Source organism: Paenibacillus sp. 1_12 (assembly GCF_900114475.1).
Lineage (GTDB): Bacteria > Bacillota > Bacilli > Paenibacillales > NBRC-103111 > Paenibacillus_S.
The window spans coordinates 211,836-225,939 of the sequence record NZ_FOTE01000006.1; the positions used below are offsets into that span (position 1 = coordinate 211,836).

Here is a 14,104-nt window from a genome sequence, read left to right on the forward strand (position 1 = left end):
AACAACAGTTCTTATCATACTGAAAATCGGAATCGATGTCAAGTCTTTTTCCTTGTCACTGTTTTCCTTGCTATTAACGCCACAAATGAGCGTATTCCTTTTAACTTACCGTATCGGTGTCCTTAATCCAATTGCTGAATAAGGCATGTACGAATTGATCGGAGTCAAACGGCTGTAAATCATCAATTTTCTCACCCAGACCGACAAATTTTACGGGCAGCTTCAGTTCTTGACGAATCGCAACCACGATACCACCCTTGGCTGTACTGTCGAGTTTTGTTAACACCAGGCCAGTTAACCCCGATTTCTCATCAAACATTTTGGCTTGACTCAACGCATTTTGCCCTGTGGTCGCATCCAATACGAGCAAAACCTCATGAGGCGCATCAGGCACCTCACGGCTAATGACACGATAAATTTTGTTAAGCTCTTCCATCAAATTCACTTTGTTTTGCAAACGCCCTGCGGTATCACATAATAATACATCGACACCACGACTTTTCGCTGCATGCAGCGCGTCGAACATGACTGCAGCCGGGTCTGAGCCTGATTGCTGCTTGATCACATCAACACCCGCACGCTGCCCCCATACCTCCAACTGCTCAATGGCCCCAGCACGGAACGTATCACCGGCAGCTAGCATTACCTTTTTACCTTGCGATTTTAAAAGGTTGGCCATTTTCCCGATAGTTGTCGTTTTACCTACACCATTCACACCAACAAACAAAATAACCGTCAGACCCGAATCGGCCATTTTCAGCGAGGATTTCTCGTCACCTTTTAACAATGCAATGATCATTTCCGACAGAATTGGCTGCAGCTCGCTTGGCTGTTCGATTTTCCGTTTACGCACTTCTGCACGAAGGCTCTCAACGAGCTTCATAACTGTGTTGACACCCACATCCGCACCAATTAAAATTTCTTCCAATTCCTCGTAGAAATCCTCATCAATCTTTTTACGGCGGCTGAACAAATCCTCTACTCGCTCGACAAATACGTCTCGAGTTTTGGCCAATCCTTCCTTGAACTTATTTGTCACTGCCTCTGCTTTAGAGGAAATACTTTCTTTTAACTTCTTAAAAAAACTCATTCCGGTCGTGACCTCCTCTTAGGCTCTCGGTTCTAACTTGCTATAATTGCTTCATCCTCTTCCAAACGAACGGACACCAGCTTGGAGACGCCGCCTTCTTCCATAGTTACCCCATAAAGAACATCGGCTTCTTCCATCGTGCCCTTGCGGTGTGTGACTACAATAAACTGTGTCTGCTGAGAGAACTCCCGCAAATATTCAGCAAAACGCGTCACATTGGCTTCATCCAAAGCGGCCTCTACCTCATCCAGAACGCAAAACGGAACCGGTTTGACACGAATAATAGAAAATAATAGCGCAATCGCTGTCAGTGCACGTTCTCCTCCGGATAATAGCTGCAGGTTCTGCAATTTTTTCCCCGGCGGTTGTGCAACGATTTCGATTCCTGTGTGCAGCAGGTTGTCCGGCTCGGAAAGAATCAAATCTGCGCGCCCGCCGCCAAAAAGCTTGGCAAACACAATGACAAAGTGGGTACGAATCGCATCGAAGGTAATTCGGAACCGTTTGGACATTTCCTCATCCATCTCATGAATAACCTCGTAGAGCGTTGTTTTAGCAGCCACCAAGTCGTTTTTCTGCTCACTTAGAAACTCAAAACGCTCGTTCACACGCATAAACTCTTCAATAGCCCCCAGGTTAACTTCACCCAATATGGCAATTTCACGTTTGAGCTCCCGAACCTTGTTTTGCGTACCCAGCACATCTTCAGGAACCGGATAACGCTCCTTGGCTAGTTCTATGCTAAGCTCGTAATCATCCGCAAGCTTTTTCAGCAGGTTCTCAAGCTCTACATCAAGACGGGTTACGCGAACCTCGGTTTGGTGGAGCTGTTCCTGTGCTTGCCGCAGCTGATTGCGCTCCTCACGGGTCTTGTATTCTTCCTTCTCCAGCTTGGCCTGCCATTCCGCGCGTTCAGCACGTTTAAGATCCAATTGCTCTGTGCAATGCTGCTTTTTCAATGACAAGCTATTAAGTTGTTCAATTTGAAGGATAGATTCCTTTTGAAGCCCTGTCATATCCTGATCCATCTGCTGCAAAATACTACGATTCAATTCAAGCTCCGTATGAAGCTCTGTAAGCTCTGTTCTGAAACGCTTTTCCTGATCCTGCAAGGACTGCTTCTCTTGGGAAAGCGATGCAACTTTAATCTTAAGATCAGTTAGCTGTGTCTGGAGCTCTTCCTTCTCCTGCTCACCCGCTTTACGCGCCACCGCAGCTTCCCTTATAGCCTGCTGAATCACAGCTTCTTCGCTCAGAAGCTGCTCCAGTGATTGCTGTGCAGTCGCTCGTCGAGCCTGCAGGTCCCGCCGTTCCGTGTCCATTGCGTCTCCATCCTGATTATACAAAGCAAGCTGGTCGGCGACTTGTTTGGATTCCTGATCGAGCGGCTGTAGGCTAGCTCGAATTTGCTGCTCTTCGATCCGCAGATTTTCGCCAACTTGACGCAGTTGCTCCAAAGCTTGCGTTTCCGTCACGATTTCCTTGCGTACCAATTCTCCTCTGCTGCGAAGCTGCTGGAGCTGCTTGTCCGACTCCTGAATTTCGTCATCCATTTCTTCAATCTGCCGCTGACGACCAAGGAGGCTTGAGGTTCGCTTCTGTTGGCTTCCCCCTGTCATGGATCCACCCGGATTTACGATATCACCTTCTAATGTAACCACGCGATAACGGTACTGGATCTTGGCGGCTATCCGATTGGCCAAATCCAATTGACTGGATATAATGACATTCCCAAGTAAACTGCCAACAATTTGACGGTATTGATCATCATATTGTACCAAATCTATACCAATCCCGACGAATCCTTCCATCGATTCGATCGATCTCTTTTCTGACTCCTGGATAGATCGTCCCCGAATAACATCCAATGGTAAAAAGGTAGCGCGTCCAAGCTGCCGCTTCTTCAAGAAAGCAATCGCTTCACGCGCATTTCCTTCACTATCTACCACAACATGCTGCAAAGCACCGCCAAGTGCTGTTTCCATCGCTGTTTCTACATGCGCAGGCACCTTCATCAGTTCGGCAACAGCTCCGCGGATACCACGAAGCTCATTGCGGTCCTTTGCCTTCAATATTTCTTTGACGCCATGTATAAACCCGTCATAATCATTTGCCATCTCACGCATGGTGTCCCGTCTGGAAACTAAAGCATCCAGCTTCTGCTCCCATTTGCGAACAGCTGTACTGGCTTCCTCAGAGAGCTGCTGTTTTGTTTTCAAGCTCTGACTCAGATCCAGATATTGGTTGCGCATCTCGTCAACTTTCTTCAAGGTAGCCGCTAGACGCTTCTCCAGCTCCTGCTTGCGCATAGTTACCGTGTCCGCTTGTTCCTTCCATTTGCGATGTTCTTCACTAAGCCTATCCAATCTTCGTGTCAAGCCTTCGGTCTGCTGCTCTGTGTAACGAATTTCATTGCGCGCATTGGCCATGCGATTCAATGTTTCCAGAAGGTCGCTTTTTAATCGATCCTCATCACCGCTGCTTACCCCTCCAGCGACACCAAGAAGTCTAGTTTCCTCAGCCATTACCTTCGCCTGATATTGAATTAGCTCGTTAGAAATGACTGTGAGCTTTCCCCTGAAATGAAGCAGTTCCGCTTCCTTCTCACCCATGCGTTGACCTTGTTGGGCTGCTGTCTGCTTCAGCTGTGTTTGATTACCTTCATAATTTTTTTTGCGTTCTCTCAGTACTTCTCCTTGGCCTTCACACTTTTCAAAGTCCTCGCTCAGCTGCAGCAGCTGCTCTTGAAGACGCTCAATATCTGTTTCTAACCTGCGTGTTTCCCAGCGGTGCTTCTCAAGATGGGCATCATGCTGACTTACAATCGTAGATAAACCTTCCTGCTCCTTTTTCAAACGCTCCAAATTCTTATTCGTATCGGTCCAGGCTATGTAAATTTGCTCAATTTGATACACGTACATCGCGATTTCGCTGCTTTTCAGCTGCTCTCTTAGCTCTTTGTAACGGACAGCCTTCTCCGATTGCTTTCGAAGCGGTTCTATCTGATCCTCAAGCTCTGATACCAAATCGTGAATACGCAGCAAATTTTGTTCGGTTTCCTGTAGCTTTTTTTCTGTTTCCCGTTTGCGCGATTTGTATTTAACAATGCCCGATGCTTCTTCAAAAATCCCACGGCGGTCTTCGGACTTGGTGCTTAAAATTTCTTCAATCCGTCCCTGTCCAATAATCGAATACGCTTCTTTTCCGATCCCAGTATCCATGAACAGCTCGGTGATATCTTTAAGCCTGCAAGGCTGTTTATTTATTAAGTATTCACTGTCGCCATTGCGATGCACACGACGGGTCACCGTAACCTCGTTAAAATCAAGCGAAAGCGATTGACTTGTATTGTCAAGTGTTAAAGAAACCTCTCCAAAGTTAACTGCTTTGCGGTTATCGCTTCCAGCAAAAATGATATCCTCCATTTTGCCGCCGCGTAAGCTTTTGGCGCTTTGTTCTCCCAGTACCCAACGAATTCCGTCGGATATGTTGCTTTTTCCGCTGCCATTCGGACCTACTACCGCTGTAATTCCCTGGACGAATTCGAGCTCAGTCCGGTCGGCAAACGATTTAAATCCGGTCAGTTCAATACGTTTTAAAAACATCGTCTCACCTCTACGTTATTGTACCATACAATTCCTATTCATAGAATCGTAGAAGAACCCTTGGCACCCCATAGAAAAATGCATCGGCAGCAGCCTCTCAGCTGCCCGATGCATTCGTCAAAACCCTCTGGTTATGTTACCAAAATCAACTTTCAACGCTTCCAAAGCCTGAGCTGCGGCCTGCTGTTCAGCTTCCTTCTTGGACCGGCCGTCCCCTTGGCCCAATAGCCTGTCGTTGATTTGAACCTGGGCCACAAATTCCCGCTCGTGCGCAGGTCCGCGCTCATCGATAATTTTGTATTCCAATATGCCCAAACTGTGCTGCTGTGTGTACTCTTGCAAATTGGTTTTGAAATCTACGGTCAGCAGCTTACCCTGATTCGGAATATTCGAAAAAAGGTGCTTGCGCAAAAACGTATTAACGACCTCAAGACCTTGATCCAGATAGAGAGCACCAACAAACGATTCAAACACATCAGCAAGTAAAGCCGGCCTTGTTCTGCCACCGGTCAACTCTTCACCTTTGCCCAAAAGTACATAGGAGCCAAAATCCAGCTGTTCCGCAAAGCTTACTAGTGAAGGCTCACAAACAATCGATGCTCTTAGCTTCGTCAGTTCTCCCTCAGGCCGCTGTGGGTACATTTCGAATAAATACTCCGAGACAGTTAATTCGAGCACAGCATCACCCAAAAATTCCAACCGCTCATTATCCTTATGGTTACCTATACGGTGCTCGTTCACATAGGAAGAGTGTGTAAACGCCTGCCTTAACAGCTCTGGTTTGCGAAACGATATGTCCAATGCTATTTGCAGCTGTTTCAGGTTTCGATGCATATCCTCACCACCTACTTCGAACATCCGTTTATGGTTCTTTTCCCTGAATATCCAACGTCATGTAAATGCTTATTGTTCAAACTTTTTCAAAATAATAGTGGCATTATGGCCCCCAAAGCCGAATGAATTGGACATTACGATCTTGAGGTCAGCCTTTCTCGGCGTATTTGGTACATAATCCAAATCACATAATGGATCCTGGTTGTCCAAATTAGCTGTAGGCGGAATGATGCCATTTTTCAAGGCCAGTCCACAAATTAACGCCTCAACACCGCCTGCTGCACCCAGCAAATGGCCCGTCATCGATTTCGTCGAACTCACAGCCAGCTTATAAGCATGATCACCAAAAGCCTTCTTGATGGCAGTTGTTTCGGAGCGATCTCCTACAGGTGTAGAAGTACCGTGTGCATTGATGTAATCGATTTGTTCCAATGTAATCCCAGCATCTTTAATCGCTTTCACCATACATCGTGCTGCACCATCAGGATCCGGATCGGTCATATGATGAGCGTCACCGCTCATTCCATAACCTATGACTTCAGCATAAATTTGGGCACCACGTTTGGTTGCATGCTCAAGAGATTCCAAAATAAGAACACCGGCTCCCTCACCCATAACGAATCCATCGCGATCTATATCAAATGGTCGACTAGCATGGGTTGGATCATCATTACGAGTTGACATGGCACGCAGCGCACTAAATCCTGCTACTCCTGTTGGAGTGATCGTTGCCTCGGCACCACCGCAAATCATAACATCTGCGTCACCGCGTTGAATCATTTTGAAGGAATCACCAATCGAGTGTGTCCCCGTTGCACAAGCCGTTACCGCTGTACTATTAGGTCCTTTGGCTCCGGTCATCATCGAAATTTGGCCAGAAGCCATATTCGCAATCATCATCGGAATAAAGAACGGACTCACACGCTTTGGTCCTTTTTCCAGCAAAATCTTAAACTGTTCTTCCCAGGTGGACAAGCCGCCAATTCCGGACCCTACATAAACACCTACACGCTCTGGGTCTGTATCTTCCTTAACGTTAAGCTTGGCATCACGCAAAGCTAACAAACTAGCAACAACTGCAAACTGCACAAAGCGGTCCATACGACGAGCTTCCTTTTTATCAAAAAATGGCTCATAGTTGAAATTTTTGATTTCTGCAGCGATGTGTGTCGGATAATCGGTTACATCGAACAATTCAATCTGACCAACACCGGATTTGCCCTCAAGTAAATTGCCCCAAAAGGTTTCCAGATCTTGCCCAAGGGATGTCATGACACCCATACCCGTTATTACAACTCTTTGATTCATTGTAACCCACCTCTATCTAAAATAACAATATCGTTATGTATGATAAGTCATATTCAAGTAATGTATTCACCAGTAACTCCACAGACTGGTCTGAAAGGAGATAAGTCCCGCCAAGTAATTAAACGGGACTTACAGTCAATTAAGTATGAGATTTTATGTACTCAACTACTTGACCTACCGTAGTAATTGTTTCTGCATCTTCGTCAGAAATCTCCAAATCGAATTCATCTTCAAGCTCCATAACTAATTCTACGACATCTAGAGAATCAGCGCCTAAATCATCTTTGAAAGATGCTTCGAGGGTAACTTCGGCCTCTTCAACACCAAGACGATCGATGACGATACGTTTTACGCGTTCCAAAACATCGGACATCCGGTTCACCTCCTCCATGGTATTATACTGGACTTATGGACAAATTGCCATAGCTTGCGCAAGCTCCACCTTAAAAAAACAAAATCACTGCATTTTATCCTGCTCTAAAGCCTATCAGTGAGCCTACATATACATGCCGCCATCAATGTGAATGGTCTGACCTGTCATGTAGGAAGCATCATCTGAGGCCAGAAAACGGACTGCCTTGGCGATATCGTCAGGTTTCCCTAGACGGGCCAAAGGAATCTGCTGCAGCAGCCCTGCAACCGTATCCTCCGACAGCTTATCCGTCATATCTGTCTCAATAAAACCGGGTGCTACCGCGTTAACGGTAATACCTCGGGATGAAAGCTCCTTCGCACTTGCTTTGGTCATCCCAATTACTCCCGCCTTGGCGGCGACATAATTAATCTGACCCGGGTTGCCAAGCACACCAACAACGGATGAAATATTGATGATACGACCCGAGCGCTGCTTCATCATCGGGCGTGTGGCTGCTTTGATACAGTTAAACACGCCTTTCAAGTTAATTGCGATCACCTGATCGAACTCATCTTCTTTCATACGCATAATCAAATTATCTCTGGTGATTCCTGCATTGTTAACCAGAATGTCAAGCTGACCAAACGTTCCCAGCACGAGCTTGAACATGTCGTCCACCTCTTGCGCGGAACTTACGTCGGCTTTGACTTTAAAGGCTTTGCGTCCCATGGCTTCAATCAAGCTCACAACCTCAGCTGCAGACGCCTCACTTCCAGCGTAATTAACTGCAACATCAGCCCCTGCTTCAGCGAGTGACAAGGCAATCGCGCGGCCAATACCACGTGATGCACCGGTTACGAGTGCCGTTTTACCTGTTAGCATGATAGTGATTTCCCTCCTTAAAGTTTTCTGTAGGAAAACTTACTTCGCAAGCATAAGCTGCGCTTCACTTGGAAGCTCGTATCGTATGTACAACCATTTAAGCCTGCTCAATCGCTTCTTTGCTATTAATACCGATAATTTTTACCGATCGGTCGATTTTTTTAATTAAGCCGGCCAACACAGTGCCTGAACCTATTTCAACAAAGGTATCCACACCTTGCTCAATCAGCCATACAACAGTGTCTTCCCAAAGCACAGAAGAATGAACCTGATCAACCAATAAGGAACGGATCTCATTCGGCTCGGTAACAGGAAGAGCAGTCACATTGGCAACAACCGGCACATTAGCCGTTTGCATAGAAACTGCAGATAAAACCGCAGATAGACGCTCCGATGCTGGCTTCATCAATGAAGAATGAAATGGCCCACTGACTTCCAGTGGAATAACACGTTTGGCACCGATCTCTTTGCCACGCTCCACCAAGGCTTGAACTCCCGCAACACTACCCGATACAACAATTTGACCAGGGCAATTCAGATTAGCCAACTCGACAACGTCAAGCTCATTCGTGATGGTTTGACACAATTGCTGTAAAGCCTCACGTTCGGCACCAAGGACTGCTGCCATCGCTCCTTGACCACTAGGTACTGCCTCTTCCATGAATTCACCTCGCGCACGAACAGTACGCACGGCATCCTCAAAGCTGAGCACTCCTGCAGCTACAAGCGCCGAGTATTCGCCCAAGCTGTGTCCGGCAACAAAGTCTGGCTGCAAGCCCTTAGCCTTGAAAACCTCCAGATAAGCAATACTCGTGGTCAGCAATGCAGGCTGTGTGTTATAGGTTAATTTCAGTTCAGCTTCAGGTCCTTCGAATATGATCGAAGACAGGGAATACCCTAAAGCTTCATCCGCACTTTTAAATATACGTGCAGCAGCCTCTTCTGTTTCAAAAATATCCCGGCCCATTCCAACAGCTTGAGCACCCTGTCCCGGGAAAACAAATGCTATTTTACCCATATTCAATTCTCCTTAGAGTTTTCTTTGAAAACTTACTTCGTAAGCAAGCGCATTGAGTTTTCGTAGAAAACTTACTTCATGAGCAAGCTCATAGAGTTTTTCGTATTGATTATTGTGAAAGGCGGATTACCAAATGACAACAGAAGCGCCCCATGTTAAGCCTCCACCGAAGCCGACCAAGACCAGGCAATCCCCTTCATTCAATCTTCCTTCTTCTACAGCTTCCGCTAATGCGATAGGGATGGACGCTGCAGATACATTACCATACTTGTGGAGATTAATCATACATTTATCCTCACTAAGCTCAAGCCGATTCAATGCGGATTGTACAATGCGGATATTGGCTTGGTGGGGTACGAGCAGATCAATATCACTTTTATGCATCCCAGCCTTACGCAGTGCTTCTTCGGCAGCGTTCCCCATAATGCGCACAGCAAATTTAAAAACCTCACTACCAGCCATATAAATAAAATGCTGCTTAGCCTCAATACTTTCTGTGGAGGAAGGACAACGTGAGCCACCACCGGCTACCTTCAACAATTCACCACCGGATCCATCCGCACCCAATTCAAAGGACTTAAAGCCTCGGCCTTCCGGTACCACACCGATGACTACAGCTCCTGCACCATCACCAAACAAAATACATGTATTTCGGTCGGTGTAATCGGTAATTTTGGACAAACATTCTGCACCAACAACCAGAGCATACTGATACATGCCTGTGGCAATAAAATTAGAAGCATTCGCCAAACCATAAATAAATCCTGAGCATGCTGCCGACAGATCAAATGCAGCAGCTTTCTTCGCAGCCAGTTTGTTTTGTAAAATACAGGCTGTAGATGGAAACGCCATATCCGGCGTTATTGTCGCAACTACAATCAAGTCCAGTTGTTCTGCACTAATTCCTGCCATTTCTAGCGCCCTGAGGGACGCTTCATAAGCTAAATCGGAAGAAGCCTGCTCGGGACTCACAATCCTTCGTTCACGAATACCCGTTCTCGATACGATCCACTCATCATTGGTCTCGACCATATGCTCCAATTCTTGATTCGTCAAAACACGATCAGGCACATATTTACCAGACCCAATGATGCCAACCGGCCGTAAGCTCATATTAGTCACAACTCTCTTCCGTTTACTTATTTCCGTTATTTATTTCCGATTTTATAGTTGCAAGCACATCGTTCTGGATCGAAATACGAGCTTGACGAATCGCATTTTTGATCGCTATAGCGTTCGATGAGCCATGGCTTTTCAATACCATTCCATTAATCCCAAGAAGCGGTGCAGCACCATACTCGGAATAATCAAGCTGACTCTTAAATTTGGTTAAACCCGGCTTTAATACAGCCGCTGCTAGCTTGGTTAGCAAATTCCGTGTAAACTCCGTTTTCAAAGCTGTAAAGATCGTTGCAGCCGCACCCTCAAGTGACTTTAACATAATATTACCGGCAAAGCCGTCACATACAAGTACATCGCAAGGACCCGATAGCAAATCTCGTGATTCCACATTTCCGACAAAATGAATCGGTGCTTCCTTGAGCAGTGGGTATGCAGCCTTTGTTAGTTCATTACCTTTGAGTGCTTCCGTACCCACATTCAATAATCCTACTCTTGGACTTACAACACCATGCACTTTTTTTCTGTATATACTGCCCATAATCGCATACTGAACCAATTGCTCAGGAGATGCGTCCATATTCGCTCCCATATCGAGTGCAACCATGCCTTTGCCATCCATCGATGGGATCGTCAAGGTCAGGGCCGGACGATCAATACCCTCAATTCGACCTACGATCAATAATCCTGTAGTCATCAAAGCACCTGTATTACCTGCCGAGATCATAGCATCCGCTGAGCGCTCTTGCACCATTCGACCTGCTACAACCATGGAGGCGTCTTTCTTCCGACGAACAGCCTTGACGGGCTCATCCTCGGCTTCGATCACTTCAGAGGCATGAACAATTTCCAAATTGCTTGGTTGATCGCCAGCCTGACGAACAAGCGGTTCAATCCGGGCCTTGTCTCCGATCAAAATGACCGTCGTATCCTTCCATTCCCGTACTGCTTCCAACGCCCCGGCCACCACTACATCGGGGGCATGGTCTCCACCCATTGCATCAATCGCTATCCGCACCAGGCTCCCCTCCCTCTGAACGATCCTTTGTTGAATGATAAATGATAAAGTTTCCCTGAAACACTATTTCGTCACCAACATAAGTAAATACTTCAACTTTAGCTTTACCTTTGGTGATTGATCGCACATAGGCCTTGGCTATGCATTTCTCTTCCAGCTTGACTGGGCGTACAAAACGAATATCTGCAGCGGCAGTCAATGCAATCTGATCATTAATCACAGCAACAGCCAACGAATTGGCTTGCGAAAAAATATGATGCCCTCGGGCAATTTTTGTTCTTGAAAAAACATGCTCATCCTTAATTTCAAACATTGAGATGCCGCTTTTATCGAGCTGCAGATCGATCACGTCACCGATAACCTCATGTAGTGGCAATGACCGAACCTGGTCATAGGAAAGCTCTGCCATGAGCTTGATACGCTCTCGCAGCTCCGGTATGCCAAGCTCCAAACGATCCAAGCGAATGGTTTGGATACTAACATTAAAAACCCGCATTAGCTCTTCGTCTGTAATAAAAGGATTGTCCTCAATTGCTACGGTCAACTGCTGCTGACGCTGACGTTTAGGAAGGCGTTCGATACCAAACACCGCCTTTATCTATGATCTGAATTTCCATGATTTCTGAGCTTGATATGTACACCATTCATACTCATTAGATCTTATGACCAAGTAATAAGAGATAGTATAAAGGATTGTTTACGAAAAGGGAAGAGCAAAAAAATAGCACTTCACCAAAGGATGAAGTACTATCTTTTCATTGTTGATTAGAGAACTATTGCTTGATTACTTCTCTGCTCTTGTACGAACCGCAAACTTTGCAAACGCGGTGAGACAATTTCAATTCACCACAACTGTCACATTTAACCATGCCTGGTACTACTAATTTAAAGTGAGTACGGCGCTTATCGCGACGAGTTTTGGACGTTCTTCTTTGTGGTACTGCCATATTCCCCACCTCCTTCAACGAAATCAACCGAAGTTGTTACAATTCACCTTATTCTTTGAAAAAATCGGCCAGTCCGGCCAGTCTGGGGTCGATACTAGTCCGGTTGCAGCTGCAAGCCTGTACATTACGATCCACTCCACAAACAGGACACAATCCAAGGCATTCTTCATCGCATAAAGGGACATACGGTAAAGCCATCATTACATTTTCGATCAAATAGGGCAGCAATTCTATCTTGTCGTCCTTAACGTAATGAGTTTCCTCATCCTCGTCATCAGACTCCGATTCATCTGCAGCTCGGGCGAACGTTTCATGAAAAGGAATTATCAGCTTTTGCTTTACCGGATTCAAGCAGCGGGAGCAAGGCTGTTCCACGTCAATACTCAATTGTCCAGTTACTTCAGCAACCTCATCTTGATGCAGCGCTTTGAGGCTAACATGAAGCGGACTCGCATTGAGTATATCATTGCTTTCCTTCAAAGCATCGGACAGATCAACAGTTTCATTAAAATGTACCGCGTCAGCTTTCTGCGCCAACTCTTTTAAACGAATGAACACAATAATCACCCCAAACAAACAAAGATTATTATATCGATAATACCTGCATTTTGTCAACATTTTCAGGACGTGTTATAGTAAAATAATTCTAAAGGAGTCGTTCACATGAAAACAACAGGTCTCATTGTCGAGTACAATCCCTTACATAACGGACACGAATATCACTTTCTTGAATCCAAAAGAGTCTCTGGCGCCGATTGTACAATCGCTGTCATGAGCGGACAATTTCTGCAGCGCGGCGAGCCTGCTATGGTTGGGAAATGGGCAAGGGCTGAAATGGCACTGCGTATGGGCGTCGATCTGGTTCTGGAGCTTCCGGTAGCTTATTCTACTCAGCCTGCGGAATGGTTCGCTTACGGCGCCGTATCTGCACTCCAAGCGACAGGGGTCGTTGACAGCCTGTGCTTCGGCAGTGAAAGTGGTGAAATCAACTGGCTTCAGGTCGTAGCTGAAGCTATGTGCGACGAGCCAGAAGCATTTCAGAAGGGCCTTCAGGACGAATTGAAAACAGGTATTCCTTACCCGGCGGCCTACAGCAGAGCCATTGCCCGTCATTTGCCTGGAATTGACCCTTCCGAGCTTGCCAAACCCAACAATACACTTGGACTGCATTATTTGATCGCTCTCAAACGTTTGAACAGCCGTATAGTGCCATTGACCATTACAAGACAAAAATCTGGTTATAATCAAACCGAAATCACTGACCAAGCCATTGCCAGTGCTACAGCCCTTCGTCACATGCTGTTTGAACGGGGAGCGCTTAATGAGCTTGAGCCCTTCGTACCTAACGGTACTATGACCGTGTTGCACCGGGAAACGGCTGCTGGACGAGCTCCCATCGAATGGGAACACTATACAAAGCCGCTGCTGCTTCAACTGCTGAATCATAGCCCTCATCAGCTTGCAGAGCTTCATGAGGTAACCGAAGGGCTGGAGCATCGTATTAAACATGCCCTTCCCCTCCTATCGTTATCTAGTGAAGCCGGTCGTATCATGGAACAGCTCATCGGACTGCTCAAAACAAAACGCTATACGCGTACCAAGCTGCAGCGAATGCTGCTGCGTATACTGCTAAATCAGACGAAAGCACAGCTTTCACCCACCGTGCTTCGCCAAGGCGTTCCATACTTACGCGTGCTGGGCTTTAGCCCTGCAGGAAGGCAGTTGCTCAAGCGAATGAAGCATGTCTCTAAGGTGCCCATAATTACGAATGTGAATGCGGCTTCCTCGGATGCTTATCCGTTATTACAAATGGATGTACAGGCCACCTCAGTATACGCTCTTGGCTTTGAATCTGCCACTCCGCACGATCTGTTCCGAGACTACTACGAGCCGCCTGTACAACTAAACCAAACGGAATGAGCGAAGCC

The 14,104-nt window shown here is 46.3% G+C and carries 13 protein-coding genes; 1 reads left to right on the forward strand and 12 read right to left on the reverse strand.

The features are described from left to right. Positions 1-100 precede the first annotated feature (100 nt). The 12 genes from ftsY to BM210_RS15715 all read right to left on the reverse strand — a co-directional run bounded on the left by ftsY (position 101) and on the right by BM210_RS15715 (position 12,734). On the reverse strand, positions 101-1,090 hold the full coding sequence (gene ftsY, locus BM210_RS15660; RefSeq protein ID WP_091169873.1) for a signal recognition particle-docking protein FtsY: 990 nt from the start codon (positions 1,088-1,090) through the stop codon (positions 101-103). Between the two features lie 32 nt (positions 1,091-1,122). Beyond that, a complete protein-coding gene (smc, locus tag BM210_RS15665) occupies positions 1,123-4,695 on the reverse strand; it encodes a chromosome segregation protein SMC (protein WP_091169875.1) in 3,573 nt (1,190 codons plus the stop codon). A 117-nt stretch (positions 4,696-4,812) separates the two neighbouring features. Beyond that, positions 4,813-5,529 (reverse strand): ribonuclease III, encoded by a 717-nt coding sequence (gene rnc / locus BM210_RS15670; RefSeq protein ID WP_091169878.1) that lies wholly within the window; start codon positions 5,527-5,529, stop codon positions 4,813-4,815. Positions 5,530-5,598: 69 nt separating this feature from the next. Further along, entirely contained in the window at positions 5,599-6,837 is a 1,239-nt protein-coding gene (fabF, locus tag BM210_RS15675) for a beta-ketoacyl-ACP synthase II (protein WP_091169879.1), read from the reverse strand. A gap of 139 nt (positions 6,838-6,976) precedes the next feature. Continuing rightward, positions 6,977-7,210 (reverse strand): acyl carrier protein, encoded by a 234-nt coding sequence (locus BM210_RS15680; RefSeq protein WP_076232675.1) that lies wholly within the window; start codon positions 7,208-7,210, stop codon positions 6,977-6,979. Positions 7,211-7,333: 123 nt separating this feature from the next. Next, entirely contained in the window at positions 7,334-8,074 is a 741-nt protein-coding gene (fabG, locus tag BM210_RS15685) for a 3-oxoacyl-[acyl-carrier-protein] reductase (protein ID WP_091169881.1), read from the reverse strand. 97 nt (positions 8,075-8,171) lie between these two features. Beyond that, the gene (gene fabD, locus BM210_RS15690; RefSeq protein ID WP_091169883.1) at positions 8,172-9,092 is read right to left on the reverse strand and encodes an ACP S-malonyltransferase; all 921 of its coding nucleotides are present in this window, start codon (positions 9,090-9,092) and stop codon (positions 8,172-8,174) included. Between the two features lie 126 nt (positions 9,093-9,218). Continuing rightward, positions 9,219-10,205, reverse strand: a complete 987-nt coding sequence (locus BM210_RS15695) for a beta-ketoacyl-ACP synthase III (RefSeq protein ID WP_091169885.1) — start codon at positions 10,203-10,205, stop codon at positions 9,219-9,221. A gap of 22 nt (positions 10,206-10,227) precedes the next feature. After that, a complete protein-coding gene (gene plsX / locus BM210_RS15700) occupies positions 10,228-11,229 on the reverse strand; it encodes a phosphate acyltransferase PlsX (RefSeq protein ID WP_091169887.1) in 1,002 nt (333 codons plus the stop codon). Next, positions 11,213-11,818 (reverse strand): transcription factor FapR, encoded by a 606-nt coding sequence (gene fapR, locus BM210_RS15705; protein ID WP_091169890.1) that lies wholly within the window; start codon positions 11,816-11,818, stop codon positions 11,213-11,215. The genes plsX and fapR overlap by 17 nt, the downstream gene beginning before the upstream one ends. A 184-nt stretch (positions 11,819-12,002) precedes the next feature. Further along, complete coding sequence (rpmF, locus tag BM210_RS15710; RefSeq protein ID WP_076232660.1) at positions 12,003-12,176, reverse strand: 50S ribosomal protein L32; 174 nt, start codon at positions 12,174-12,176, stop codon at positions 12,003-12,005. Positions 12,177-12,224: 48 nt separating this feature from the next. Beyond that, on the reverse strand, positions 12,225-12,734 hold the full coding sequence (locus BM210_RS15715; protein WP_091169892.1) for a YceD family protein: 510 nt from the start codon (positions 12,732-12,734) through the stop codon (positions 12,225-12,227). 105 nt (positions 12,735-12,839) lie between these two features. Between BM210_RS15715 and BM210_RS15720 the strand changes: the two genes are divergently transcribed. Then, on the forward strand, positions 12,840-14,096 hold the full coding sequence (locus BM210_RS15720; protein WP_091169895.1) for a nucleotidyltransferase: 1,257 nt from the start codon (positions 12,840-12,842) through the stop codon (positions 14,094-14,096). Positions 14,097-14,104 lie beyond the last annotated feature (8 nt).